This is a genomic window from Rhodanobacter glycinis (genome assembly GCF_006438785.1).
Taxonomy (GTDB): Bacteria; Pseudomonadota; Gammaproteobacteria; order Xanthomonadales; family Rhodanobacteraceae; genus Rhodanobacter; species Rhodanobacter glycinis_A.
This window is the reverse complement of sequence record NZ_RCZB01000001.1, coordinates 1,517,445-1,540,750: the sequence shown is the minus strand read 5'-3', so window position 1 is coordinate 1,540,750 and position 23,306 is coordinate 1,517,445. Positions and strand designations below refer to the sequence as shown.

The following is a 23,306-nucleotide window of genomic DNA, read 5'->3' as shown; positions in this document are numbered from 1 at the left end:
GGCTTGCGGTTCAGCGCTTTCACCTCAGATTTGCGAGAATCCACTCATCGTCACGCCAGAGCCAGGCATCGAGTGCATGGGCACGACCCCACCGACAGCGTTATTGATCTGCGAACACTGCGACACGGTCTACCGTCGGCGCGCGCTGGTGCGTGGCGACGTGGCGCTATGTGTGCGTTGCGACGCGGAGCTGGAGCGCCATCACGCGCTGAGCGTGAACGCGATGTTGGCGCTGATCCTCACCGCGTTCATCGTGTTCGTGCAGGCGAACATGTGGCCGATCGTGACGCTCGGGTTGAGCGGCCAGCACAACAGCACCACGCTGTGGGGCATGATCATCGCGATGTGGCGCGAGCAGGCCCAGGTCATTTCGGTGCTGGTTGCCTTCACGCTGTTCTTCTTTCCGCTGGGCAAGATGCTGACGCTGGGCTGGCTGCTGTGGTTTGCCCGTCGGGGCCGTCGTGCGCCGGGTTTTGTAAGGCTGATGGTGGCGTTGCATCATTTCGGGCCGTGGACGATGAGTGAGGTTTTCGTGCTGGGTGCGCTGGTGGCGATCGTCAAGGCGCACACCTATTTCGACGTGGTGGCCGATCCGGGCATCTATGCGTACGCCGCGCTGACCCTGCTGATCACCATCTTCGCCGGGGTGGATCTGCGCCAGCTATGGGACGAGCCGCTGGAGAGTCCGGCATGAGCGCGTTGCTGCGCGCCGACGAGCTCGGGCTGATCGCCTGCAGGGTATGCGGGCTGGTATGTCGCAACGTGCCAGGCGACGAACGGCTCAACGGCGACGACGTGGGCGACGCCATGGCGTGCCCGCGCTGTGGCACCACCTTGCACCGGCGCAAGCCGAACAGTTACGCGCGGACCTGGGCGCTGCTGATTGCCGCGTTCATCATGTACATACCGGCCAACCTGCTGCCGATCATGCGCACCGCCAGCCTCAACGACGTGGACGACAACACCATCATCAGCGGCGTGGTCGAGCTGTGGCGCGCCGGTTCACCGAACCTGGCGGTCATCGTGTTTACCGCCAGCATCGTGGTGCCGGTGCTGAAATTTCTCGCGCTGGGCGCGTTGCTGGTGAGCAGCCAGCTCGGCAGCGACTGGGCGCGGGTGCAGCGTGCGAAGCTGTTCCGGCTGGTCGAGCTGATCGGTTACTGGTCGATGCTGGACGTGTTCGTGGTGGCGTTGCTGACCGCGCTGGTGCGCTTCAGCGTGTTGAGCCTGGTGGAGCCATTGCCTGGCGTGATCTTTTTCGGCCTGACCGTGGTACTGACCATGCTGGCCTCGATGAGTTTTGACCCCCGGTTGATCTGGGACGGCAGGGATATTGATGAGTGAGGACAGTCATATCGAACACGACCAGCCGGCAGGTGACGAGCTGCCGCGGCCGGTGGTCAAACGGCGTCGGTTCAACGCCTCGCTGATCTGGCTGATCCCGGCGCTGGCGGCGCTGGTCGGCCTTTCGCTGGTGGTCAGCAACTGGCTGCAGGCCGGCCCGCAAATCACCATCAGCTTCCAGAGCGCCGAAGGCCTGGATGCGGGCAAGACGCCGGTGAAGTACAAGAACGTGGTGATCGGCCGGGTCAAGAAGATCCATCTCAGTACCGACCGCAATCACGTGCTGGTCGATGTGGCGCTGGAGAAAAGCGCCGAGGGCTTCGCGACGCGGGACACGCGCTTCTGGGTAGTGCGGCCGCGGATCGGACTGGGTGGCGTATCGGGTATCGATACTCTGTTGTCGGGCGCCTTCATCGGTGCCGATGTCGGCGATTCGAAAGAGACGCGGGAGGACTTCGACGGGCTGGAGGTGCCGCCGGCCGTCAATCATGGTGCGCCGGGGCGCAGCTTCATCCTGCACAGCGACGACCTGGGTTCGCTCGACATCGGTTCACCGGTGTACTACCGGCGCATTCAGGTGGGGCGGGTGGTTTCGTATGTGCTGGACAAGGACGGCAAGGGCGTCTCGCTGCAAATTTTCGTGGACGGCCCCAATGACCGGTTCGTCAGCCGATCCAGCAGATTCTGGAATGCCAGCGGCGTGGATTTGTCCATCGGTGCGAACGGGCTGAAGCTCAATACCCAGTCGCTGGCTTCGGTATTGGCTGGCGGTATAGCGTTTCAGGATCCGCCGGGCCCGCACGACGACACGCCGGCGACAGCGGACACCGGCTACAAATTGTTCGACGACCAGACCACCGCGATGGCGCCGCCGGATGGCGAGCCGCATTACATCCGCATGCGCTTCGAGCAATCGGTGCGCGGGCTTGCCGTCGACGCGCCAGTGGAGTTCCTCGGTATCAACATCGGCAAGGTGGTGTCGATTCGCCTCGACTACGACGAACAGAAGCAGCGCTTCCCGGTGCTGGTCGGTGCGCTGATCTATCCGCAGCGCCTGGGTGCGGCGTACGACAAGCTGGCTGCCATGGCCAGGGCGCGCGGCCAGAACGGCGACCTGCCGCAGCTGATGGGCGGGCTGATCGATCATGGCCTGCGTGCGCAGGTGCGCACCGGCAACCTGCTGACCGGCCAGCTGTACGTGGCGCTGGACTTTGTGCCGCACGCGCCGAAGGTGGCATTTGATCCGACGGCCAAGCCGCTGACGATCCCCACCGTGGCGGGCAGCTTCGACAAGCTGCAGGAACAGCTGGCCGAGATCGTCGACAAGATCAATAAGATCCCGTTCGACAGTATCGGCAGAAACCTCGATCAGACGCTGGCCGGCCTCAGTGCCACGCTGAAGCAGGTCAATGGCGAGACCTTGCCGGCGTTCAAGGGCACCTTGCAAGACGTGCAAAAGACCATGGGTACGGCGAACGATGCACTGTCCGGCGACTCGCCGCTGCAACAGAACCTGGGCGCCACACTGGAGCAGGTGCAGCGCATGGCGCGTTCGCTGCGCGTGCTCACCGATTACCTGGGCGGTCATCCGGAGGCATTGATCCGCGGGCGTCGCCCGGATGCGAAGCCAGCGAACCCGCCGCCGGCAGGCGTGCCTGCGCCAGCCACCACCACGCCGCAAGGGAGCAAGCCATGATCCGGATCGCCATGCGACTGCTGGGTGCGGGGGGCGTGCTGGCCCTGGCTGCCTGTGCCTCGGCGCCGTTGCATTACTACACCTTGGTGGCTCCGGCTGACCCATCAGCCAGCGGCTTGATGGCGCCGGCTGACGAGTCGGCCAGTGGCGTGGCTGAGGGCATGGCGGCGAATGCTGCCGCCCCGGCGCTGCCGTTCGAGCTGTTGCCGGTGAGCGTGCCGACGCAGGTCGACCAGCCGCAGCTGGTGGTGCGCGAAGGCGGGCAGGGCGTGGCCCTGCTCGGCAGCGAGCGCTGGATCGCTCCGCTCGGCGACGAGGTGCGCGGTGCGCTGTCGGCCGACCTGGCGCGCGAGCTGCACAGCCAGGACGTCAGCGACATGCCCGGCAACGACAAGCCGCTGTTGCGAATCAAGCTGGATCTGCGCCGGTTCGACTCACAGCCTGGCAGCTATGCGTTGATCGAGGGCGTGTGGAATGTGCGCCTGCTGCATGGCGCCCATCCCGGCGCACTGGCCTGCACCAGTCGCATCACCGTTTCGGTAGGGCCGGGTTATCCCGCGCTGGTGCAGGGGCATCAACGCGCGATTGCGCAATTGGCGGCCCGGATCGCTGCCGCGGCGCGCTTGCTCGGCAGCGAGCAGACCCCCGTCTGCCCGGCTGGCTGAGCGCATCAGGCTTGGCGCCCGGCACGCGCTGGGCTAGTCTGCCCAGTTCACTGTCGCCGGTTCCCACCGGCGCGCACCCATCGCATAACGGCACCGGAATCATGCAGGACATTCAAGCCCCGACCATTCCCGACCACGACGAGGCGGCCTACCGCCCGCAGGCCGTGGAGGCTGCCGCCCAGCAGTACTGGAACGCGCAGCACGCGTACGAGGTGAACGAGGACGACTCCCGCCCGAAGTTCTACTGCCTGTCGATGTTGCCGTACCCGTCCGGCGCACTGCACATGGGGCATGTGCGCAACTACACCATCGGCGACGTGATCAGCCGCTACCAGCGCATGCAGGGCAAGAACGTGCTGCAGCCGATGGGCTGGGACGCGTTCGGCCTGCCGGCCGAGAACGCAGCGATCAAGAACCACACCGCGCCGGCCAAGTGGACCTACGCCAACATCGAGCACATGCGCAGCCAGCTGAAATCGCTGGGCTACGCAATCGACTGGAGCCGCGAGTTCGCCACCTGCCGCCCGGATTATTACCGCTGGGAACAGCTGATGTTCACCCGCCTGCTGAAGAAGGGCATGGCGTACCGCAAGAATGCGGTGGTGAACTGGGACCCGGTCGACCAGACCGTGCTGGCGAACGAGCAGGTGGTCGATGGCCGCGGCTGGCGCTCCGGTGCCGTGGTGGAAAAGCGCGAGATCCCGCAGTGGTTCCTGAAGATCACCGACTATGCGCAGGAATTGCTGGACGGGCTGGACACGCTGCCAGGCTGGCCCGACGCGGTCAAGACCATGCAGCGCAACTGGCTGGGTCGCAGCGAGGGTCTGGAAATCCACTTCGCGGTGGAAGGCGGATCGGAGCCGCTCGGCGTGTTCACCACCCGTCCGGACACGCTGATGGGGGTGACCTTCCTGTCGATCGCCGCCGAGCATCCGCTGGCGCTGAAGGCGGCGCAGGACAACCCGCGACTGGCCGACTTCATTGCCGAGATGAAACGCGGTGGCGTTTCTGAAGCGGAACTTGAGACTCAGGAAAAACGTGGCATGGACACTGGTCTGCGCGCGGTTCATCCGCTCAGCGGCGAGCCAGTGCCGATCTGGGTCGCCAACTTCGTGCTGATGGGCTACGGCACCGGCGCGGTGATGGCGGTGCCGGCGCATGATCAGCGTGACTGGGAGTTCGCGCAGAAGTACAGCCTGCCGATCCGGATGGTCATCGTCGATCCGTCGGTGATCGAAGCATTGAACGACATCGATCATGACCTGTCGCAAGGCGTTGGCATCGATCCGATGCGCGCTGCCCTGCAAGGTCGCGACAGCAATGCGCAGGACATTTCGGCGCCATTGCGCGTGGTCGAGGCATTCGAGCGACGCATTCTCGAAGACGCGGCCTGGACGCCACGCGGCATCCTGGTCAATTCCGGCGAATACGACGGCATGGATTTCACCCAGGCGCTGAACGCGCTGGCATCGCGCTTCGAACGCGACGGCAGCGGTTCGCGCCGGGTCAACTGGCGCCTGCGTGACTGGGGCGTCAGCCGCCAGCGCTACTGGGGCTGCCCGATCCCGGTGATCTACTGTCCCAAGTGCGAGGCGGTGCCGGTGCCGGAAGACCAGTTGCCGGTGGTGCTGCCCGAAGACGTCGCATTCAGCGGCGTGCTGTCGCCGATCAAGGCCGACCCGGAGTGGCGCAAGTGTGTGTGCCCGCAGTGCGGCAGCCCGGCCGAGCGCGAGACCGACACGTTCGACACCTTCATGGAATCGAGCTGGTACTACGCGCGCTACACCAGCCCCGGCGCGAACGCGCAGATCGACGAGCGCGCGAACTACTGGTTGCCGGTCGATCAATACGTCGGCGGCATCGAACACGCGATCATGCATCTGCTGTATTTCCGCTTCTATCACAAGCTGCTGCGTGATGCGGGCATGGTGCATTCGGACGAGCCGGCGCAGAACCTGCTGTGCCAGGGCATGGTGATCGCCGAGACGTTCTACCGCGACAACGCCGACGGTTCGAAGGACTGGATCAACCCGGCCGAGGTCGAGATCCAGCGCGACGACAAGGCGCGCGTGATCGGCGCGTTGCTGAAAGCGGACGGCAAGCCGGTGCAGATCGGCGGCACCGAGAAGATGTCGAAGTCGAAGAACAACGGCATCGATCCGCAGACCATGGTGAACAAGTACGGTGCCGATACCGTGCGGTTGTTCTCGATGTTTGCCGCACCGCCGGAACAGTCTCTGGAGTGGAGCGAGGCGGGTGTCGAGGGCATGGCGCGCTTCCTGAAGCGGCTGTGGCGCGAAGTGGGCGCACATGCGGCGAACCCGGATCATCCGGTGGTCGATCCGGCGGTGCTCGACGCCGGCCAGAAAGCCTTGCGCCGCCAGCTGCACGAAACGATCCAGAAGGTCAGCGACGATTTCGGCCGGCGTCATGCGTTCAATACGGCGATTGCCGCGCTGATGGAGTTTCTCAACGCGCTGGGCAAGTTTTCCGACCAGGGCGAACAGGGCCGCGCCGTGCGTCACGAGGCGCTGGAGGCGATGGTGCTGCTGCTCAACCCGGTGGTGCCGCACATCAGCCACGCGTTGTGGCAGGTGCTTGGCCATCCGCAGGCCGTGCTGGAGGATCAGCCGTGGCCGCAGGCCGATCCGGCCGCGCTGGTGCGCGACACGTTGAAGCTGGCGGTGCAGATCAATGGCAAGTTGCGCGCTACCATCGAGCTGGCAGCCAACGCCTCGAAGGAAGAGGCCGAGGCCATGGCCCGCGCGCAGCCGCAGGTAATGCATTTCCTGGAAGGCCTGACCGTGCGCAAGGTCATCGTGGTTCCCGGCAAGATCGTCAATATCGTCGCAGGATGAAATCCATGAGCTTCATGAAAGCGGGCCGCCTGTTCCAAGCCTCACTGCTGCTGGCCACGGCGCTCGCGCTGAGCGCGTGCGGTTTTCACCTGCGTGCGAACGCGGCCCTGCCGCCGCAGATGCAACGGGTACACCTTACCGTCAACGGTGGCGGTGACTTCCAGCGGCGCCTGACCCGCGCGCTGGAAACTTCCGGAGTCACCGTCGAGGATGACAGCGGCGCCGGCATTGCCGAGTTGCGCGTGCCGGTGGCGGCCTTCGGCACTGATACGCTGAGTGCCGGCGGCTACGTGCGCATCACCGAGTACGCGGTGCGCTACCAGGTGCAGTTCGACGTGACCGATGCCGCCGGCAACACGCTGGTGCCGCATCAACGCATCGACATGTCGCGCGAATACAGCTATGACGCCAGCAACACGGTCGGCAATGCGTCGCAGGTGCAGGAGATCCAGCGCAGCCTGAACGACGACATGGTGCAGGCGATCCTGTTCCGCCTGCAGGCCGCCAGCAAACATGGGCTGGTCGCACCGGCAGCTGCTTCCAGCACGCACTGATGCCGCTCAGTTCCGGCCAGTGGCAGAAGGCCTTGGCTGCCGATAGTCTGCAGCCCGCCTATCTGCTGGCGGGCGAGCAACTGCTGGTGCTGGAGGCCGGCGACGCGCTGCGCGCGCAAGCGCGCAAGCTCGGTTACAGCGAACGTGAGGTACTCGACGTCGGCCAGCATTTCGACTGGAACGACCTGGCTCGTTCCGCTGCCGGCATGTCGCTGTTCGCCACCCGCCGGCTGATCGACCTGCGCCTGCCCACCGGCCGTCCGGGCATCGAGGGCGCCAAGGCGATCAACGCGTTCTGCGCCGACCCGCCGCCGGACGTCACCTTGCTGATCACCGCGATGGAGTGGAGCAACAAGCACGATGGTGCCTGGAGCAAGAAGCTCGACGCCAGTGGCTCGATGGTGGTGTTCAATGCGCCGCGACCGGATCAGTGGGGTGCCTGGATCACCGCGCGGCTGGCTTCGCGCGGCCTGTCCGCCACGCCGGATGCGGTTGCCTTGCTGGCCGATCGCGTCGAAGGCAACCTGCTCGCCGCCGCGCAGGAAGTCGACAAGCTCGTGGTGCTGCACGGGCAGGGCCGCATCGATGCTGCCGAAATGGAAAACCTGGTCGCCGACAGCGCCCGCTATGACGTGTTCAAGCTCACCGATGCCGCGTTCGTCGGCGATGGCGCACGTGCGCTGCGTATTCTCGCCGGGCTGCGTTCCGAGGGTGACGAACTGCTGGCGCTGATGGGCTGGCTGGTCAACCAACTGCAGCTGGCCCTGCGACTGGCCAATGCGCAAGACCTCGCCGCGCAGATCCGCAACGAACACCTGTGGCAGGCGCGCGAGCAACTGTTCCGCCAGGCGTTGCGCCGTGCCCCACGCGAGCACTGGCTGCAATGCCTGGCCCGCGCCTCGCGGATCGACCGCATGGTCAAGGGTCGCGAAGCCGGCAACCCATGGCAGGAGGCCGAACGGCTGATCGCCGCCATCGCCGAACCGCGCGCAGCCAAGGCGCTGGCGTGAAACCGCTGGCCATTTTTGGCGGCACCTTCGATCCGGTGCACCTTGGCCACCTCAGTGTGGCGTGGGAAGCATCCGAATTGCTCGATGCCGAGGTACGCCTGATGCCGGCCAGCGTGCCGCCGCATCGCCCACCGCCGATCGCTTCCGCGTCACAACGCGTGGCCATGCTGCGTGCCGCGCTGCAAAACCAGGCGCGCCTGGCTCTGGATACCCGCGAGTTGGAACGCGGAGGTCCGTCATACACGATCGACACCCTGGTCGAGTTGCGCATGGAGCAGGGTGAGCGCCCACTCGTGCTGCTGATCGGCGCCGATGCGTTCGCCGGCTTGCCCAGCTGGCATCGCTGGCGTGAGCTGTTCGACGTGGCGCATGTCGGTGTGTTGAGCCGGCCAGGCGTGGCGGCGGCGCTGCCGGATGATCTGCAGCGGATGGTGGCTCAGCGTCGGGTTGATGATGTCGCGACGTTGCGCGGCGTGCCTGCCGGCAAGGTGATCGAACTGGCAGTCACCCCGCTGGAAATTTCGGCGACCCGCATCCGCGAGCTGCTCGCCGCGGGGCGCGATCCGCGCTATCTGCTGCCTGCCGGCCTGTTCGACGATGCCGAGCTGCTGGCGCCGTATCGGCACTGATTGCCGACTGCGGGACCTGCGATCCAGCGCTCACCGTGCGGAGTCCGCTGTCCCTTCCGGCGCGCCGCGCCCGAGCACATCCGGCAACGCGTCGCCATCCTCGACAAAGCCCAGCGAGACCGAATTGAGGCAATGGCGGTTGCCTGTCGGCGGCGGACCATCGGGGAAGATGTGGCCCAGATGGCTGCCGCAGCGTGCACAGACTTCCTCGACGCGGATCATGCCGTAGCTGGTATCGCGAATGCTGCGGATGTGCGCTTCATCGTACGGCTGGAAGAAGCTCGGCCAGCCAGTGCCGGAATCGAACTTCGCGCTGGAGCGGAACAGTGGCAATCCGCAGAAGCGGCAGGTGTAGACGCCGTCCTTGTGGTTGTCCAGGAACACGCCACAGAACGCCGCCTCGGTGCCGTGTTCCAGCAGCACGCGCCTTTCGTCGGCGGCGAGGCCTGCGGTGATGTTGCGGCGCTGCTCGTCGCTGGGTGGGGCCAGGTCGAAGATGGTCATGCTGAACTCCTGTCCGGCCGAATGCCGGGGTGACGTCGTGCTTTCGATGTTGGGGTGGTTCCGGTTACCCCAACCCTTGTCCCGATGTGGCATTCAACTGCCCCTGCACCTCGTTGATCGAATCGCGGATGCGTTTGCTGAATACCGAATCGTCGTGGTGGATCAGAAGCAGGTGTTCGGTGGCGCGGGTCATCGCGACGTAGAGCAGGCGCGCCTCGTCGGCTTCGGTCTGGCCGGGCTTGGGCAGCGAGCCGAGGCCGGGGATGATCACGAACGGAAATTCCAGGCCCTTGCTGGAATGCATGGTGACCAGCTTGACGCTGTCCTCGACGACGAACAGGGTGTGTTTGCCGGTGCTGTCGGCAAGCCGGCTGGGAATGCCGATGCGCTGCAATGCTTCGTGCAGCTTCTCGCCTTCCCACTGGTTGCGGAACAGTACGGCCATGTCCGAATACGGGCGGCCGCTGGCATGCTCATCGCGCAGTCGCGCGATCAACACGTCGAGCTGGGCACCGGCGGTGTCGGTGCGAACGAGTTCGGGCAGGGCACCACGGCGGCCGGCGCTTTCCGGCGCGATCAGCGGCACGCCGTCGTCGTCGTCACCGCGCGAGTCGAGCAATTCGTTGGCGAACACACGCGCCACCGAGAGGATTTCCAGCGTGTTGCGGTAGTTGAGCTTGAGGATGGTGGTGCGGCCCTGCGCCTGCACGCCAAGGCTCTTCCAGCTGATCTTGCGGCGATCGGCGTTGCCGTAGATGTTCTGTGCGTCGTCGTACAGCACCAGCAGCGAATTGGTGGCCGGATCGATCATCTGCACGATCAGTTTGTACCAGTCCGGCTCGAAATCGTGACCCTCGTCGATCAGCACGGCGCCGTACTGGAAGCGCGGAATCTGGCCGCGATCCACGCCGGCGATCACCGCCGGCGGCAACGCTGCGAAGAATGCCTTGCCGTTGCCCGGCGGCAGCGGTTCGTTATAGGCCACCAGCATCTTGCGGCACCACTTGTGGAAGTTGTAGACCTGCACTTTCTCGCCGAGGCCGCGCTCGCCGATCAGCTGTTCGAGCCGCGCGGCCAGCGTCTTGTTGTAGCAGAGCACCAGGATCGGCTTGGCGAGCTCACGCGCGAGCTGCATAGCGCGGAAGCCGAGGATCATCGTCTTGCCGGAGCCGGCGACGCCGTGAATGATTCGGTGCTCGTCGCCGAGCGAACGCGCCAGCTGCTCCTGCTGTGAGTCCATCACCTTGACCAGGTCGGGAATCTCCAGCGGGCGCACGGCCGCAGCGGTGGGACCGAAGAGGCCGAACTGGCCGCTGCCCGGCTCCACCCGCAGCTCGGGAAACAGGTGCCAGCGCACGCGGTCGATCTGCGGCAGGGTCAGCGTCACCGGATATACCTGCGGGAACATCGCCCACAGCCGTTCCTGGAACGCCTCGGCGTCGACTGTTTCGTACAGTTCGTCGCGGCAGATCGCCAGATGCTCGGGCAGCACGTCGCCCAGCCCGCCGTCGTCGAATTGTTTGCGGGTGATGTTGGCCAGCACCACGCCCCAGGCCCACGGCATGATCAGCTTGCCGGCGTGGCGGGAGCCTTGCGGATGGCGCAGCGCGGGATCGCGCTCCAGCACCACGCCGATTTCCAGCGCATAGGCGCGCGCCTGCAGCAGCGGATTGTTCTCCTTGACCAGACCACGCTCGGTGACCAGGGTGAACTGGGTGCTGTCGGCATGGCGGATGGTGTCGGCCTTCCAATCCTTCACCTCCAGCACCAGCAGGCCGCGGCGCGGGTGGAACACCACGAAGTCCGGGTGGCGCTGTTTCAGCCCGACCGGTACGTCGTACCACAGCAGGTAGTCGTCCTCGAGCTTCTGTTCCAGCCGCTCGGAAACGCGTTTCTCGCCGCCGGTCATGCGCGGCAGGCAGCTGTTGCGGGTCGGAATGAGTGTTGCCACAGGCGCCCCTGGCTGACGTGTCCATGGGACGTTAGCCGATAGCGCGGGGCTGTCAATGCCACGCCGGCCGCCATGAATCTACGCCCAGTGCTGCAACTGCTCCGCTGGCACGTCCATGCGCCGGCAGGCGCGGCTGGCGATGCCGTCTTTCAACGCAGCGCGGAACACCGGCGCGACTGCCCACAGCGCGTGCTGCGCCAATCCGGCCTGGCGCTGTTGGCGGGGTGTGCGGCCCAACAACTCGATCGCCCAGTCCGGAAGAAGGGCAGCACCAGCGTGCAGAAACAGGTCGCGCGACAAGCCGGCAGCCGGGACCGGCAAACGTACCTGCGACAACAGGCCGAGCACGATACGCGAGCGTTCGGTGTATGCCAGTTCGGGCTGGATGCGTTGGAAGTACGCGTCGACAGTGTGTGCGGAGGCCGGCACCGAGCTGGCACCGAGTGCCTCGGCAATCCGCCGTACCTCGCTGTAGTAGCGATCGGCCGCGCCGACGGGCAGGGCTACATGGCTGTAGCGGCGGTAACCCTGCAGGAAGCTGTACGCCTCGGTGACATGCACCCAGGTCAGCAGCGCAGGATCGTTTGCCGCATATGGACGTCCATCTTCGCCATGGCCGGTGATGTGCATGTGGATCTGCCGCACGTGTTCGATCAGCGCCTCGGTCTGCGCGCTCGGCGCGTAGGTAGTGCCACCCACAAACGCGGTGGTGCGACGCAGGCGCCCGAGCAAATCGCCGCGGAAATTGGAGTGATCCCACACGCCGGCCAGCGCCAGCGGATGCAGCGACTGCAGAGTCAGTGCGGCCAGTCCTCCGGCCAGCATGCCGGGGAAATCCGAGTGCACGCGCCATGTGGCGCTATCCGGCCCGAACCAGCCCGGATCGCCATGCGGATGGTCGTAGTCGACGCTGCCGGCCTGGGCGCGCGGAAAAGCACTCAGCACCCAATGCCGGATCGCGGCGCGAACCGGACGGATCGGCGCGCCGGCAACCCGGGCAAGGAAACTCGATGGCGATGGCATGGCGCCAGTCTAACGGGCACGGTCACGCCCGCGCCGGTCGGGGGATCAGGCTTCCAGCGTCGCGTCCAGCGTGATGGTGGCCTTGAGCACCTTCGAGACCGGGCAGCCGAGCTTGGTTTCCTGCGCGATCTTCTCGAACGTGGCCGCATCGACACCCGGAACCTTCGCCTTGCAGTCCAGATGCACGGCGGTGATCGAGAACCCGTCGCCATCCTTCTCCAGCGTCACCGTCGCATGAGTGTCGATGCTGTCGGCAGTGAGCCCGGCATTGCCCAGTCCGAGCGACAGGGCCATCGAATAGCAGCCGGCATGGGCGGCCGCGATCAGCTCCTCCGGGTTGGTGCCGGGGCCATCCTCGAAACGGGACTTGAAGCCGTACGGTGCCTCGCGCAGCACATTGGTATCCGTCGAGATCGTTCCCTGGCCATCCTTGATGTCGCCAGACCAATGCGCAGATGCTGATTTCTTCATGGGGTGCTCCTGTTGGGCGATGGCAGACAGGCGCGCACTGTGCCGGATGGTTCATGCAGCTGGCGCGAACGGATCGGCGATCGGGCTTCACACGCGGTTGCCCCCTGCACACCGTATGCTTATGGATTGTCTTTCAGCCTGGAGTCCTTATGCCATTTGCCATCCAGCACGATCGCGCCGCACATCGTTTCGAGACGAAGGTTGACGGCGCCGAATGCGAACTCGACTACACCTTGACTACTGGCCTGGCTCCAGCGGTGATGACGATCACCCATACTGGAGTGCCGCCTGAAGTCGGCGGGCGCGGCATCGCGTCGGCACTGGTGCAGGCTGCATTCGAAGCAGCACGCAGCGAAGGCTGGAAAGTCGTGCCGGCGTGCTCGTATGCCGCTGCGTGGATCGGACGACACCCGGAATATCGCGATCTGTGCGCCTGAAACTCCCGCTATGATCGTTGCGTGCCGGCGCCGATGGTTGCGCCATGGAGGCTTGCGTGAGTAGCGACGAAACTGGCGTGGCGACTCCGCGGAAAAGGCGCCGCTGGCGGCCGTTCCACTATGTGAAGGCACGGCCGCGGATGGTCGTGTCGCTGATCATTTTCCTGGTGGCCAGTGCCGTGCTGGTGGACATGAAGCTGCGCGTGGCCACCGCCATCCTGCTGGCGTTCGACCTGGCCGCCGTGGTGTTCCTGAGCATCCTGGCACGGCTGTTCAACAAGGCTGAGACGAGCCAGATGCGCAGTCAGGCACAGGCGCAGGACACCGGGCGCTGGGGCATCCTGTGGAGCGGTATCGTGCTGTCGACGGTGGTGCTGGTGGCGCTGGGCAACGAACTGCACGCGGCCAAGGTCGGTGGCATGCTGGCGCTGGCAGTGGGGGCGCTCAGCGTGGTGTTGAGCTGGCTGTTCCTCAACACCATGTTCGCGATCCATTACGCGCACGGCTTCTACGGCGATTTCGGCGACAAGCACACCGGGCTGGATTTCCCCGGCACCGAGCAACCGGACTACTGGGATTTCGTCTATTTCGCGATCGTGATCGGCATGTGCTTTCAAGTGTCCGACGTGCAGATCACCAGCCGCTACCTGCGCCGCGTGGTGTTGCTGCACAGCGTGATCGCGTTCTTCTTCAACGTGTTCATCATCGCGATCACGGTGAACATCGTGGCTGGGCAGGGCGGCTAGCGCCGTCGCCTCGGCCCGGATTGCCGCCGATGTAACTCCCGGCCGGCGTGCGGCGAATGAAGGGGGAGACGGCATGACCGTCTCCCCCCTTTTTCTTGCCAGGACTTCCCATGAACGTTCGCCTTGCCACACTTCTCGCCGCCGCCATGACCTGCGGTCTTGCTGCCACCGCCTCGTTCGCGCAGGACGCGATGGCCGCCAGCTCCAGCTCCGCGATGTCGCACGACGCGATGCAGAAAGGCTCCATGAAGCACGACTCGATGAAGGCCGGCTCCATGAAGCACGGTTCGATGAAGCACGGTTCCATGAAAAAGGATGCGATGAAGCACGATGCCATGAAAGCCGATTCGATGAAGAAAGACGATGCGATGGACGCCGGTCACTAAGTTCGGTCATGGAGCGGGAGAGCTGCATGGCTCTCCCGCTCGCACAGACTTTCAGAGTCAGGAGAGGATCATGCGCATATCGACTCGCGCGCTGTTCTGGTTCGATTGGGCACCGCTGCCGCTGCGGCTGGTGATCGGGTTCGGTTTCATGGCGCACGGCTGGGCAAAATTCAGTCGCGGCCCGGACAAGTTCGCCGACCTGCTGCACTGGCTCGGGGTGCCGCTGCCGCACGTCGCTGCCTGGGTAGTCACGCTGCTGGAGCTTTCGACCGGGCTGGCCATGTTCGTGGGCGCCTTCGTCATGCTCATCAGCATTCCGATGGCCGCCACCCTGCTGGTGGCGATGTTCACGGTGCACCTGCCGTACGGCTTCAGTTCGGTCAACACGATCGGTCTGACCGCCAGCGGGCCGCAATTCGGTCCGCCCGGGTTCGAGGTCAATCTGCTCTATCTCGGTGGCTTGCTGATGCTGGCGATGGGTACAGGCGCCGGCGCGCTGTCGGTGGATCGCCTGCGCCGGCGCAGGCATGACGCGGCCGGTTGAACGTCATCGGTGTTCGACTGTCATCGTGACGGTATGTGGCCAGCGCCGCTCGTTGCCACGGGTTTATCTCCAGCCAGTCCACCGCGCATACTTGATCGCCCATTCATCGAACAGGTGCCGCGCATGACCTCGCCCTTCGCCGATCGGCTCGGCATCGAGCATCCGCTGATCCAGGCGCCGATGGCCGGCTCGACGCCGCCGGAACTGGTCGCGGCGGTATCCGGTGCTGGTGGCTTGGGCTCGCTCGGCGCCGGTTATCTGGAGCCGCAAACCATCCTCGCGCAGGCGACGCAGATCCGCGCACTCGGCGACCGGCCGTATGCGATCGGGCTGTTCGTGTTGCCGGATGAGTTCGATGCCGACATGGCGGCGGTAGCGAAGGCGCGCGAGCAGCTCGATGCGCTGATGGCGCGCGAAGGCCTCGACGTGCGCACCAGCCTGCCGCCGCGCTGGGCACCGCGCTTCTCCGACCAGTTCGCCGCGCTGTGCGAGGCGCGCCCGGCGGTGGCGATTTTCGCGTTCGGGGTGATCGCGCCGGCGCAGTTGCGCGAGCTGCATCAGCGCGGCATCTACGTGATCGGCACCGCCACGACGGTGGCCGAGGCGCGCGCCTGGGCCGACGCGGGCGCCGACGCGGTGTCCATGCAGGGCGCCGAGGCCGGCGGCCATCGCGGCAGTTTCCTGCACGACGCCGAGGACGCGATGATCGGCCTGTTCGCGCTGTTGCCGCTCGCCGTGCGCGCGATGACGGCACTTGTCCGGGATGTTCCGGTGATCGCCGCTGGCGGCATCATGGACGGCCGCGGCATGCTGGCGGCGGAGACTCTCGGTGCCGCGGCCAGCCAGCTCGGCACCGCCTTCCTCACTTGTCCGGAGTGCTCAGCGGCGGAGGCGTGGAAGCGGGATCTGCCCCACGTCGAGGATCATCAGGTCACCACGATCCGCGGCTTCTCCGGACGTGCAGCCCGTGGCTTGCGCAACCGCTTTGTCGAGGCGATGCCGGAGGCGGCGCAGGGTTTGCCCTATCCGGTGCTGAACGCGCTGACCGCACCGTTGCGCCGTGCTGCCGCGGAGGCCGGGCGCGGTGATCTGCTGTCCGAATGGTGCGGGCAGGCGGCCGGCCTGGTACGCCCGCAGCCGGCCGCCGAGCTGGTCGCGCGCCTGATGTACGAGCACCGGCTGGCCGCACGGACCCTGACGGGCACCCAAAATACCCCTTGACGGCTGGGCGGTTATACTGCGCACGCGCCATTTCGCGCTGCTCTCCCGCATTGAGGCTCACCCTCTTGAGTACTGCCCGTACGAACAAGTCCGTCACCACGGCCACCCTGCGCAAGTCGGTCATCGACGCGCTCGAAGAACTGAAAGCCAAGGATGTGCGCGAAATCGACGTTCGCGGCAAGACCTCCATCGCCGACCTGCTGGTGATTGCTTCCGGCACCTCCGCCCGCCACGTAAAGTCCATTGCCGACGAAGTCAGCAAGTTCGCCAAGAAAGCGGGCGTGGTGCCGCTGGGTGTTGAAGGCGAGCAGGAAGGCGAATGGGTACTGGTCGACCTGGGCGACGTGATCGTTCACGTGATGCTGCCGCGCATCCGCGAGTTCTACGGCCTGGAGCGGTTGTGGACGGTGGGCGACCACGGCCACGAAGTCGACGCTGCGCAAGCAAGCTGATTTTTGTGTGGGGTGAGCCGCAAGATTGGCCCCTCACCGCAATCCTCTCTCCGGCAGGGAGAGGAGGCCGACGCTGCACTACGTGCGTTTTATCTGATAAAGACGCGACATGCGCGCACGCCTGATTGCAGTCGGGGAACGTATGCCTGGCTGGGTGGCCGAAGGCTTTGCCGAATACCGCAAGCGGCTCTCGCATGAGCTGCCGCTGGAACTGATCGAATTGAAACCCGGCATGCGCGGTAAAGGCCGCGACGATGCGCGGGCGATCCAGGATGAAGGCGCCGCGATACTCGCCGCGTTGCCGCACGATTGCCATGTGGTCGCGCTCGATGGCCGCGGCAGGATCTGGTCCAGCGAAGAGCTGGCCGAACAACTGGCGAAGTGGCGCATGACCGGGCGCGATCTGGCCTTCCTGATTGGCGGCCCCGACGGCCACGCGCCCGAAGTGCTGGCGCGCGCGGACCAGCGCTGGTCGCTTGGCCCGCTGACCCTGCCGCACATGCTGGTGCGGCTGGTGCTGGCCGAACAGCTGTATCGCGCCACCACGATCATGGCCGGGCATCCCTACCATCGCGGCTAGAGGCCGGCGCTGCAGTGCGCATGACGGCGAAGGCGATATGCTTGCTCTACCCGGACTCCCCAGCGCGAACGCCATGCCCTTTCATATCCGCCAGGCCACCGTCCTCGACCTCGACACGCTGGCGCCGCTGTTTGACGGTTACCGCCAGTTCTATGGCCAGCCGGCCGATCTGGTACGGGCGCACGATTTTCTGGCCGAGCGCATCCACAAGCATGAGTCGCTGATCCTGCTGGCGCGTGGCGACCATGGCCAGGGGCTGGGGTTCACCCAGCTCTATCCGCTGTTTTCCTCGGTGCGCACCGTGCGCACCTGGCTGCTCAACGACCTGTTTGTTGCTGCATCGGCGCGTCGGCAGGGCGTGGCGGCGGCGCTGCTGGGTGCCGCCACGGAGCATGCGCTGGCCCTGGGTGCGGCCAGCCTGTCGCTGTCGACGGCGTTGGACAATGCGCCGGCGCAGGCGCTGTACGAATCGCTGGGCTGGCAACGCGACCGACAGTTCTGCGAGTACAGCCTCACCCTGTGAGCCGTTACGCTGGCGGCTACTCAGTCGGCTGGAATCCCCATGCTTCATCTCGCTTCGCAATCGCCGCGTCGTCGCCAGTTGCTGGAACAGATCGGAGTGGAGTTCGCCGTACTCGATGTCGAGGTGGTCGAGCAGCGTGCACCGGATGAAGCGCCGCAGGAGTACGTGAGCCGTGTGGCGCGCGACAAGGCGCGTGCCGGGTTGATCAGGCTGGGCCATGCAGACGATGTCGTGGTACTGGGCGCTGACACCGAAGTGGTGCTGGACGATGAAGTGTTCGGCAAGCCGCAGGATGCGGATGCGGCAGCGGCCATGCTGCGTCGACTGTCGGGGCGCACGCATGCAGTGGTCTCGGCGATCTGGCTGGTCGGTACCGCGCGGGAACAGTGTGAGGTGTGCGTGTCACAGGTGCGCTTTGCGACGCTGGACGAATCCACCATTGCCGCTTATGTCGCCACCGGTGAGCCGTTCGGCAAGGCGGGTGCCTATGCGATCCAGGGCCGTGGCGCGATGCTGGTCGAGCATTTGCAGGGCAGCTATTCCGGAGTGATGGGCTTGCCGGTGTTCGAGACGGCACGCCTGCTGCGTGGCTTCGGCATCGCGCCGGGATGAAGCCGTTCAGCCGGGCAGGTTGAGCGCCACGAACCAGCCTGCCACGCCCACCAGGTTGTTGAGGCCGTGGGCGAGCACGGCAGGCCAGATCGAGCCCGAACGCAGCCGCAACCAGGTCAGTGCCAGCGCCAGCAAGGCTAGGTCCGGCAATGCGTACCACTGGAACTGCAGGCCGGGCAGGTGGATCAGCGCAAACACCAGCGAGCTGATCACCACGCTCCAGCCGACATGCCAGCGTTGCAACAGTGCCGACAACAGCACGCCGCGGAACAGCAATTCCTCTGCCAGCGGCCCCACGCTCACCACCACCAGCACCAGTGGAATGCGCAGCTCCGGTGGCGTACTGCTGCCCAGTTGCTGGATGCCCTGCGTCACCGCATGGCCGTGTGCCAGCAACTGGGTCAACAACGCGCCCAGCCATGGTGCCGTCAATCCGACCGCAACAGCCAGTCCGAAGAACAGCCGACGGCGCGGCCACGCAACGCCGAAGCCTGGTGGCTGCGTCCGCGACCACAGTCGCGGCCATTTCCAGCGTGCCAGCAACAGCGTCAGCGGCGCGGCGATACCGAGCGAGAGCGTGGCCAGCAACGCCTGCATGGCAGGTTGTTCCAGCGTCGCGGGGATTGCATGGTCAAGGCCTTGCCAGCCGTGCTGGAAAGCCGTCGTCACGCTGATCGCCAGCACCGTCAACGTACTGGCCGCCACCTGCAGCACAAAATACGTTGCAATCAATCCCGCCGCGCTCCACAGGCTTGGAACGCGTCCTTGCGCAGGCGGCGCGAAAGCAGGCGGAGCGGGAGGCAGCGAGGCAGCTTGGGTGTGGATGACTTCCATGTGGGAACTATGCCTGACAAGCTGCGCGTTGACCGCTGCTACGAATGCCGCGATCGGCGTCGAGATGGTTACGCCATCAGTTGCTGCTTGCAGTGGGAAATCATGCCGGTAGCATCACTGACGCAGACGATCACAGGGGAGTGTCGATGGCGACCGATTTTGGCAGGATAGCCGGCGATTATGCGCGCCACCGGGCAGGGTTTCCCGATACCTTCTTCGAGCGCGTGTTCGCCGACGGCAGCGTACGCAAAGGTGATGTCGCGCTCGACCTGGGCACCGGTACCGGCACGGTCGCCCGTGGTCTGGCTCTGCGTGGCTGCGAGGTCACCGGGCTTGATCACTCCGCGCCGTTGCTGGCGCGGGCCGCCGAGATGGATCGCGCGGCGGGTGTGTTGGTGAAGCAGGTGCGCGCGCGGGTCGAGAATGCGGACTTTCCGCCAGCCTCGTTCGATGCGATCACCGCCGGCCAGTGCTGGCACTGGTTCGACCGCCCGCGAACGGCCGCGCTGGTGCGTCGCTGGTTGCGGCCGGGTGGACACCTGCTGATCGCGCATTTCGACTGGCTGCCGCTGGCCGGCAACATGGTGCAGGACACCGAACGCCTGATCCTCAGCTACAACCCCGGCTGGACCCTGCACAGCGGCAGCGGACTGTACCCGGCGTGGCTGAAGGATGTGGCCGAAGCGGGCTTTGTCGACTTGCGTACCTGGTCGTTCGATCTGGACGTGCCGTACAGCCATGCCGACTGGCGTGGCCGTATCCGTGCCAGCGCCGGCGTCGGCGCCGCGCTGGACGCAACAAGGGTGCAGCGCTGCGACGCGGAACTGGCCACGATGCTTGCGACCCATCATGCCGCGGAGCCGATGGCCGTGCCGCATCGCGTGTGGGCCTTGAGTGCGGTTGCGCCTGGCCTGCCGGGCTGAGCGCGGCACTCCGGGTTCAACCGATCAGCATGGCGCGACCTACACCGAACGCTGCCATTACCAGCACGGCAACCCAGGCAATCAGACCGAGCGTGAAGCCCGGGCCGCGCTTGCCGGCATCAGCGAGATAGGCCATCGCGTACCAGATCCGGCCGACGATCCATACCAGCCCGGCCACGCCAGCCCAGCCGCTGAAGCCGTAGTTCGCAGCGAGCCACAACAAGGGCAGGAACATCACGGTCTGCTCCAGCGTGTTCATCTGTACCCGATAGGCGCGTTCGAACGCCGGATCGCCACTGGTCGCCGGCGCCTTGATGCCGTACTTGCCGCGGGCATGGCCGACGGCCCACATGGTGCCGAACAGCAGTAGTACGGTGAGCAGGGTAACCAGGGCGGGCAGATGGGTCATGCGGGATTCCTCACGAAGGGTGGCCTACTTTAGCCGCAGCGCCACCTTGGCATTGGCGCGATCGACGCGCTATCGTCGCCCGACGGCGTCGGGACGCATGCATCGTCAACGAGGAACTTATGGATTGGCAGAAAGGCGGCAGCAGCAACAACGTCGAGGTCGACAGCGGCAGCGGTGGCGGAGGTCGGGGCTTTGGCGGCGGCGGGCGCATGGGAATCGGCGGCCTGATCGTGCTGGCCATCTTGGGCTGGGTCTTCTTCAAAAATCCGCTGGCGTTGCTCGATCAGGGCGGCAGCCAGTCGTATGCGCCGACGCAGACAAGCGTACCGGCGCAGGTCGATCCGCAGCAGAAGGCCTTCGTCAGCGCGATCCTGCATTCGACTGAGCAGACCTGGGGCGAAATTTTCCAGGCCAAAGGTGCGACCTATGTCGACCCCAAGCTGCACCTGTTCAGCGGCGGCGTGAGCACGGCTTGCGGCGGTGCCACCACGGCGGTGGGGCCGTTCTATTGCCCGAGCGACCAGAAGGTGTATCTGGATGTGGCGTTCTTCCAGCAATTGCAGGATGAGCTGCATTCTTCCGGCGATTTCGCCCGCGCCTACGTGATCGCGCACGAGGTCGGTCATCATGTGCAGAAGCTGACCGGTGTGTTCGACAAGGTCGACGCGGCACGTCGTAGTGGCGCGCCGATGGATGGCGCGGATGGCCTGTCCGTGCGGCAGGAGCTGCAGGCGGATTGCTACGCGGGCGTGTGGGCCAACCACAGCCAGCAGGAGCTGAACTGGCTGCAGCCGGGCGACATCGAGTCGGCGCTCAACGCCGCCAGCCATATCGGCGACGACACCCTGCAACAGCAGGCACAGGGTCGGGTGCGTCCCGACACGTTCACCCACGGCACTTCGGCGCAGCGGGTGAAGTGGTTCAAGACCGGCTTCAGCGGCGGCGACATGGACCAGTGCGATACGTTTGCCGGGAAACCGTAGGAAGGTTCGGCGTTCGTGAAGGAGGCCTGCCGTACGGCAGGCCTTTTACGTTCTAGAATCGCAGGCTGCGCGCCTCGGGGTGCGCCATGGTCGGCTTGATGAAACATCCCTGTCTGCGTTGCGGTGCGTGCTGTGCCTTCTTCCGTGTGTCATTCCACTGGTCGGAAGCGGATGCATCGCTCGGTGGATGCGTGCCGCCCGAGCTAACCGAGAAGCTTGATCCGCATCGGTCGGTGATGCTCGGCACCGATGCCGCGCAGCCGCGCTGCGTGGCTCTGCAAGGCACCATAGGTGTGGAAGCGCATTGTGGCATCTACGCGCGCCGGCCGTCGGTATGCCGCGAGGTGTCGCCGTCGTGGGAGTTCGGCACGATCAGCCCTCAATGCGACAAGGGACGCCTCGCGCATGGGCTGCCGGTGCTGACGCCGCAGGACTGGCTCGAACCATTCGATACCGATACGCCGCCGCTGCCGCAGGTCGCCTGATCGTTATCGGGGTGGATTCGCGGCCGGTGTGCCGGCATCGTTCTGGAAGGCGAGCACGAACTGCTTCAGATCGCCGGCGCTGACGTCGGAGATGGCGACATAGCGCATGCCTTCGGCTGTCCAGCGGATGACGGTGTACCCGTGGCGCTGCACTTCGGGTGGCGCTGTCGCTGTCGAATCCGCCGGCCACTGGTAGAGGTTGATCACATGCAGGTGCCGCTTGTAGATCAGGGCGGCGACACTGCGCCCGTCGATCGCATCGAGACGGCCACCGATCAACGGAAACCCTTCACTGGCCAGATCCTTCACGCGCGGCGAGAAATCGAGCTTGCCCTCGAACCAGGGTTTCACCGTGTGCTGGTCGGTCGACACCACGTCCATCAGGTGCTGCACCTGCAGCGAGCGGATGTGGCTGGAGATGGCCTCGGCCACGACCGGATTGCTGTCCGCGCCGGGCTGCTGCAAGACGATGATCCAGGCCGGGCTGGTGAGCAGCAGCGCACCGGCAAAGCCGGCAGCCATCGCGTAGACGAGCGGCGCGCGCCGGGACTGGAAGGATGCGGGCCTCGCCACGGGTTGCGCGAGACGCCAGCGTTCGCGCAACGCGTCCGGCGCGCGATGGTACAGCCCCGGTTGCGCCAGCGCCTTGCGCAGCCGGCCGTGGAGGCCATAGCTGGCCGCGCACGCGGGGCAGTCCTGCAGGTGCCGGGCCATGGCCGCGCTCTGCGCAGCGTCCAGCTCGTCATCGAGATAGGCGTGCATCAGCAGCTTGGTGTCATCACAGGTCATGACGACGTACCTCCTTGGGACGACAGGTCAGTTCTACTTTCAGGCGTTCGCGCGCACGGGCGAGCCGGGACATGACGGTGCCGATCTTCTGTTCGGTGATCGCGGCGATTTCCTTGTAGGAACACTCTTCCAGCTCGCGCAGCACGAGCACTTCGCGCAGCGGGGATGGCAGGCGTTCCAGCGCGAGCTGCAGCGTGCCGACGTCCACTGCCAGCAAGGTCAGGGTTTCCGGGGAAGGGCCTTCATCGACGAGCGCGTGGGTGTCTTCGTCCAATGACTCGTGCAGGCCGCTTTGCGGAGTTTTCGTGCGCAGTGTGTAGTAGGTGTTCCGCACAATGGCGAGCAGCCAGACCCGCACATCGTTGCCGTGGAAGCTGTCGAAATAGCGCAGCGCCCTCAGCATCGCTTCCTGCACCACATCCTGCGCATCCGCATCATTGCGCGCGAGCCAGCGTGCAAGATTGTAGGCCGCGTCCAGACACGGCAGCACGAGCACCTCGAAGCGTGCGCTGCGGACACTGTCCGGGTTTGGCGGCATGACATGCAAATCGGCGGGCATAAGAGGGATTACCTCGGCTGACTCGACTTTATTCCCGATGTGCGAAAGCGGGAATAGGCGATCCGGACGATCGGTAATGCATGGAGAAGGGCAGCAAGGCATACGCGGCCTCCCGATT

At 65.6% G+C, this 23,306-nt stretch carries 28 protein-coding genes; 20 read left to right on the top strand and 8 right to left on the bottom strand.

All coding sequences use genetic code 11. The features are described 5' to 3' along the window. Positions 1 to 76 precede the first annotated feature (76 nt). The 8 genes from EAH75_RS07420 to nadD all read left to right on the top strand — a co-directional run bounded on the left by EAH75_RS07420 (position 77) and on the right by nadD (position 8,756). Positions 77 to 694, top strand: coding sequence for a paraquat-inducible protein A (locus tag EAH75_RS07420; RefSeq protein ID WP_140649966.1), 618 nt, complete (start codon positions 77 to 79; stop codon positions 692 to 694). Further along, positions 691 to 1,344, top strand: a complete 654-nt coding sequence (locus EAH75_RS07415) for a paraquat-inducible protein A (RefSeq protein ID WP_140649969.1) — start codon at positions 691 to 693, stop codon at positions 1,342 to 1,344. The genes EAH75_RS07420 and EAH75_RS07415 overlap by 4 nt, the downstream gene beginning before the upstream one ends. Continuing rightward, the gene (locus EAH75_RS07410) at positions 1,337 to 3,040 is read left to right on the top strand and encodes an intermembrane transport protein PqiB (RefSeq protein WP_140649971.1); all 1,704 of its coding nucleotides are present in this window, start codon (positions 1,337 to 1,339) and stop codon (positions 3,038 to 3,040) included. Before EAH75_RS07415 ends, EAH75_RS07410 begins: the two co-directional genes overlap by 8 nt. Further along, positions 3,037 to 3,705, top strand: a complete 669-nt coding sequence (locus tag EAH75_RS07405; RefSeq protein ID WP_140649973.1) for a PqiC family protein — start codon at positions 3,037 to 3,039, stop codon at positions 3,703 to 3,705. Before EAH75_RS07410 ends, EAH75_RS07405 begins: the two co-directional genes overlap by 4 nt. A gap of 101 nt (positions 3,706 to 3,806) precedes the next feature. Further along, the gene (gene leuS, locus EAH75_RS07400) at positions 3,807 to 6,563 is read left to right on the top strand and encodes a leucine--tRNA ligase (protein WP_140649975.1); all 2,757 of its coding nucleotides are present in this window, start codon (positions 3,807 to 3,809) and stop codon (positions 6,561 to 6,563) included. A 5-nt stretch (positions 6,564 to 6,568) separates the two neighbouring features. After that, a complete protein-coding gene (gene lptE, locus EAH75_RS07395; protein WP_140649977.1) occupies positions 6,569 to 7,117 on the top strand; it encodes an LPS assembly lipoprotein LptE in 549 nt (182 codons plus the stop codon). Continuing rightward, positions 7,117 to 8,127, top strand: coding sequence for a DNA polymerase III subunit delta (gene holA / locus EAH75_RS07390; protein ID WP_140649979.1), 1,011 nt, complete (start codon positions 7,117 to 7,119; stop codon positions 8,125 to 8,127). Before lptE ends, holA begins: the two co-directional genes overlap by 1 nt. Then, positions 8,124 to 8,756, top strand: a complete 633-nt coding sequence (gene nadD / locus EAH75_RS07385; protein WP_240046162.1) for a nicotinate-nucleotide adenylyltransferase — start codon at positions 8,124 to 8,126, stop codon at positions 8,754 to 8,756. The genes holA and nadD overlap by 4 nt, the downstream gene beginning before the upstream one ends. 30 nt (positions 8,757 to 8,786) lie before the next feature. Here the strand turns inward: nadD and msrB are convergent, their stop codons facing one another. From msrB to EAH75_RS07365, 4 genes are all read right to left on the bottom strand, one after another. After that, the gene (msrB, locus tag EAH75_RS07380) at positions 8,787 to 9,260 is read right to left on the bottom strand and encodes a peptide-methionine (R)-S-oxide reductase MsrB (protein ID WP_140649983.1); all 474 of its coding nucleotides are present in this window, start codon (positions 9,258 to 9,260) and stop codon (positions 8,787 to 8,789) included. 64 nt (positions 9,261 to 9,324) lie between these two features. After that, a complete protein-coding gene (locus EAH75_RS07375; protein WP_205043175.1) occupies positions 9,325 to 11,211 on the bottom strand; it encodes a 3'-5' exonuclease in 1,887 nt (628 codons plus the stop codon). Positions 11,212 to 11,289: 78 nt separating this feature from the next. Then, the gene (locus EAH75_RS07370; protein WP_140804922.1) at positions 11,290 to 12,234 is read right to left on the bottom strand and encodes an oxygenase MpaB family protein; all 945 of its coding nucleotides are present in this window, start codon (positions 12,232 to 12,234) and stop codon (positions 11,290 to 11,292) included. Between the two features lie 45 nt (positions 12,235 to 12,279). Next, positions 12,280 to 12,705 (bottom strand): OsmC family protein, encoded by a 426-nt coding sequence (locus EAH75_RS07365; RefSeq protein ID WP_140649988.1) that lies wholly within the window; start codon positions 12,703 to 12,705, stop codon positions 12,280 to 12,282. A 149-nt stretch (positions 12,706 to 12,854) separates the two neighbouring features. On the opposite strand from EAH75_RS07365, the gene EAH75_RS07360 reads away from it, so the two are divergent. The 9 genes from EAH75_RS07360 to EAH75_RS07320 all read left to right on the top strand — a co-directional run bounded on the left by EAH75_RS07360 (position 12,855) and on the right by EAH75_RS07320 (position 18,206). Next, positions 12,855 to 13,142 carry a GNAT family N-acetyltransferase gene (locus EAH75_RS07360; protein ID WP_140649990.1) on the top strand — a complete coding sequence of 96 codons (288 nt, stop codon included), beginning with the start codon at positions 12,855 to 12,857 and terminating at the stop codon, positions 13,140 to 13,142. Between the two features lie 140 nt (positions 13,143 to 13,282). Further along, entirely contained in the window at positions 13,283 to 13,888 is a 606-nt protein-coding gene (locus EAH75_RS07355; protein WP_240046173.1) for a DUF1345 domain-containing protein, read from the top strand. A gap of 110 nt (positions 13,889 to 13,998) precedes the next feature. Further along, entirely contained in the window at positions 13,999 to 14,274 is a 276-nt protein-coding gene (locus EAH75_RS07350) for a pentapeptide MXKDX repeat protein (RefSeq protein ID WP_140649994.1), read from the top strand. A gap of 70 nt (positions 14,275 to 14,344) precedes the next feature. Next, complete coding sequence (locus tag EAH75_RS07345) at positions 14,345 to 14,818, top strand: DoxX family protein (protein ID WP_140804920.1); 474 nt, start codon at positions 14,345 to 14,347, stop codon at positions 14,816 to 14,818. Positions 14,819 to 14,941: 123 nt separating this feature from the next. After that, positions 14,942 to 16,039, top strand: a complete 1,098-nt coding sequence (locus tag EAH75_RS07340) for an NAD(P)H-dependent flavin oxidoreductase (protein ID WP_140649998.1) — start codon at positions 14,942 to 14,944, stop codon at positions 16,037 to 16,039. Positions 16,040 to 16,104: 65 nt separating this feature from the next. Continuing rightward, positions 16,105 to 16,491: a ribosome silencing factor gene (gene rsfS, locus EAH75_RS07335; RefSeq protein ID WP_140650000.1), complete on the top strand. Its 387-nt coding sequence runs from the start codon at positions 16,105 to 16,107 to the stop codon at positions 16,489 to 16,491. A 109-nt stretch (positions 16,492 to 16,600) separates the two neighbouring features. Then, positions 16,601 to 17,071 carry a 23S rRNA (pseudouridine(1915)-N(3))-methyltransferase RlmH gene (gene rlmH, locus EAH75_RS07330; protein WP_140650002.1) on the top strand — a complete coding sequence of 157 codons (471 nt, stop codon included), beginning with the start codon at positions 16,601 to 16,603 and terminating at the stop codon, positions 17,069 to 17,071. A 73-nt stretch (positions 17,072 to 17,144) separates the two neighbouring features. Continuing rightward, a complete protein-coding gene (locus EAH75_RS07325) occupies positions 17,145 to 17,594 on the top strand; it encodes a GNAT family N-acetyltransferase (protein WP_140650004.1) in 450 nt (149 codons plus the stop codon). Positions 17,595 to 17,633: 39 nt separating this feature from the next. Then, positions 17,634 to 18,206 carry a Maf family protein gene (locus EAH75_RS07320; protein WP_140650005.1) on the top strand — a complete coding sequence of 191 codons (573 nt, stop codon included), beginning with the start codon at positions 17,634 to 17,636 and terminating at the stop codon, positions 18,204 to 18,206. A 6-nt stretch (positions 18,207 to 18,212) separates the two neighbouring features. Here the strand turns inward: EAH75_RS07320 and EAH75_RS07315 are convergent, their stop codons facing one another. Beyond that, on the bottom strand, positions 18,213 to 18,938 hold the full coding sequence (locus tag EAH75_RS07315; protein WP_240046163.1) for a CPBP family intramembrane glutamic endopeptidase: 726 nt from the start codon (positions 18,936 to 18,938) through the stop codon (positions 18,213 to 18,215). Positions 18,939 to 19,186: 248 nt separating this feature from the next. Here EAH75_RS07315 and EAH75_RS07310 point away from each other — a divergent pair, with 248 nt between their 5' ends. Next, the gene (locus tag EAH75_RS07310; RefSeq protein WP_140650009.1) at positions 19,187 to 19,963 is read left to right on the top strand and encodes a class I SAM-dependent methyltransferase; all 777 of its coding nucleotides are present in this window, start codon (positions 19,187 to 19,189) and stop codon (positions 19,961 to 19,963) included. A gap of 16 nt (positions 19,964 to 19,979) precedes the next feature. Here the strand turns inward: EAH75_RS07310 and EAH75_RS07305 are convergent, their stop codons facing one another. Beyond that, on the bottom strand, positions 19,980 to 20,372 hold the full coding sequence (locus EAH75_RS07305; RefSeq protein WP_140650012.1) for an MAPEG family protein: 393 nt from the start codon (positions 20,370 to 20,372) through the stop codon (positions 19,980 to 19,982). A gap of 119 nt (positions 20,373 to 20,491) precedes the next feature. Here EAH75_RS07305 and ypfJ point away from each other — a divergent pair, with 119 nt between their 5' ends. Both ypfJ and EAH75_RS07295 read left to right on the top strand, forming a co-directional pair. Further along, positions 20,492 to 21,355: a KPN_02809 family neutral zinc metallopeptidase gene (gene ypfJ / locus EAH75_RS07300; RefSeq protein WP_140650014.1), complete on the top strand. Its 864-nt coding sequence runs from the start codon at positions 20,492 to 20,494 to the stop codon at positions 21,353 to 21,355. Between the two features lie 98 nt (positions 21,356 to 21,453). Continuing rightward, complete coding sequence (locus EAH75_RS07295; RefSeq protein WP_140650016.1) at positions 21,454 to 21,840, top strand: YkgJ family cysteine cluster protein; 387 nt, start codon at positions 21,454 to 21,456, stop codon at positions 21,838 to 21,840. A 3-nt stretch (positions 21,841 to 21,843) separates the two neighbouring features. Here the strand turns inward: EAH75_RS07295 and EAH75_RS07290 are convergent, their stop codons facing one another. Further along, on the bottom strand, positions 21,844 to 22,629 hold the full coding sequence (locus tag EAH75_RS07290) for an anti-sigma factor family protein (protein ID WP_140650018.1): 786 nt from the start codon (positions 22,627 to 22,629) through the stop codon (positions 21,844 to 21,846). Then, on the bottom strand, positions 22,619 to 23,188 hold the full coding sequence (locus tag EAH75_RS07285) for a sigma-70 family RNA polymerase sigma factor (RefSeq protein ID WP_205043177.1): 570 nt from the start codon (positions 23,186 to 23,188) through the stop codon (positions 22,619 to 22,621). The genes EAH75_RS07290 and EAH75_RS07285 overlap by 11 nt, the downstream gene beginning before the upstream one ends. Positions 23,189 to 23,306: the final 118 nt, after the last annotated feature.

Coding starts and splice junctions, on each gene's coding strand:
- EAH75_RS07355 (WP_240046173.1), top strand. CDS start 13,283: ATGGTCGTGTCGCTGATCATTTTCCTGGTGGCCAGTGCCGTGCTGGTG.
- EAH75_RS07405 (WP_140649973.1), top strand. CDS start 3,037: ATGATCCGGATCGCCATGCGACTGCTGGGTGCGGGGGGCGTGCTGGCC.
- EAH75_RS07325 (WP_140650004.1), top strand. CDS start 17,145: ATGCCCTTTCATATCCGCCAGGCCACCGTCCTCGACCTCGACACGCTG.
- EAH75_RS07420 (WP_140649966.1), top strand. CDS start 77: ATGGGCACGACCCCACCGACAGCGTTATTGATCTGCGAACACTGCGAC.
- EAH75_RS07350 (WP_140649994.1), top strand. CDS start 13,999: ATGAACGTTCGCCTTGCCACACTTCTCGCCGCCGCCATGACCTGCGGT.
- EAH75_RS07415 (WP_140649969.1), top strand. CDS start 691: ATGAGCGCGTTGCTGCGCGCCGACGAGCTCGGGCTGATCGCCTGCAGG.
- EAH75_RS07285 (WP_205043177.1), bottom strand. CDS start 23,188: ATGCCCGCCGATTTGCATGTCATGCCGCCAAACCCGGACAGTGTCCGC.
- EAH75_RS07410 (WP_140649971.1), top strand. CDS start 1,337: ATGAGTGAGGACAGTCATATCGAACACGACCAGCCGGCAGGTGACGAG.
- EAH75_RS07310 (WP_140650009.1), top strand. CDS start 19,187: ATGGCGACCGATTTTGGCAGGATAGCCGGCGATTATGCGCGCCACCGG.
- ypfJ (WP_140650014.1), top strand. CDS start 20,492: ATGGATTGGCAGAAAGGCGGCAGCAGCAACAACGTCGAGGTCGACAGC.
- EAH75_RS07345 (WP_140804920.1), top strand. CDS start 14,345: ATGCGCATATCGACTCGCGCGCTGTTCTGGTTCGATTGGGCACCGCTG.
- leuS (WP_140649975.1), top strand. CDS start 3,807: ATGCAGGACATTCAAGCCCCGACCATTCCCGACCACGACGAGGCGGCC.
- EAH75_RS07360 (WP_140649990.1), top strand. CDS start 12,855: ATGCCATTTGCCATCCAGCACGATCGCGCCGCACATCGTTTCGAGACG.
- holA (WP_140649979.1), top strand. CDS start 7,117: ATGCCGCTCAGTTCCGGCCAGTGGCAGAAGGCCTTGGCTGCCGATAGT.
- lptE (WP_140649977.1), top strand. CDS start 6,569: ATGAGCTTCATGAAAGCGGGCCGCCTGTTCCAAGCCTCACTGCTGCTG.
- EAH75_RS07305 (WP_140650012.1), bottom strand. CDS start 20,372: ATGACCCATCTGCCCGCCCTGGTTACCCTGCTCACCGTACTACTGCTG.
- EAH75_RS07295 (WP_140650016.1), top strand. CDS start 21,454: ATGAAACATCCCTGTCTGCGTTGCGGTGCGTGCTGTGCCTTCTTCCGT.
- EAH75_RS07370 (WP_140804922.1), bottom strand. CDS start 12,234: ATGCCATCGCCATCGAGTTTCCTTGCCCGGGTTGCCGGCGCGCCGATC.
- EAH75_RS07290 (WP_140650018.1), bottom strand. CDS start 22,629: ATGACCTGTGATGACACCAAGCTGCTGATGCACGCCTATCTCGATGAC.
- EAH75_RS07340 (WP_140649998.1), top strand. CDS start 14,942: ATGACCTCGCCCTTCGCCGATCGGCTCGGCATCGAGCATCCGCTGATC.
- msrB (WP_140649983.1), bottom strand. CDS start 9,260: ATGACCATCTTCGACCTGGCCCCACCCAGCGACGAGCAGCGCCGCAAC.
- rlmH (WP_140650002.1), top strand. CDS start 16,601: ATGCGCGCACGCCTGATTGCAGTCGGGGAACGTATGCCTGGCTGGGTG.
- EAH75_RS07320 (WP_140650005.1), top strand. CDS start 17,634: ATGCTTCATCTCGCTTCGCAATCGCCGCGTCGTCGCCAGTTGCTGGAA.
- EAH75_RS07365 (WP_140649988.1), bottom strand. CDS start 12,705: ATGAAGAAATCAGCATCTGCGCATTGGTCTGGCGACATCAAGGATGGC.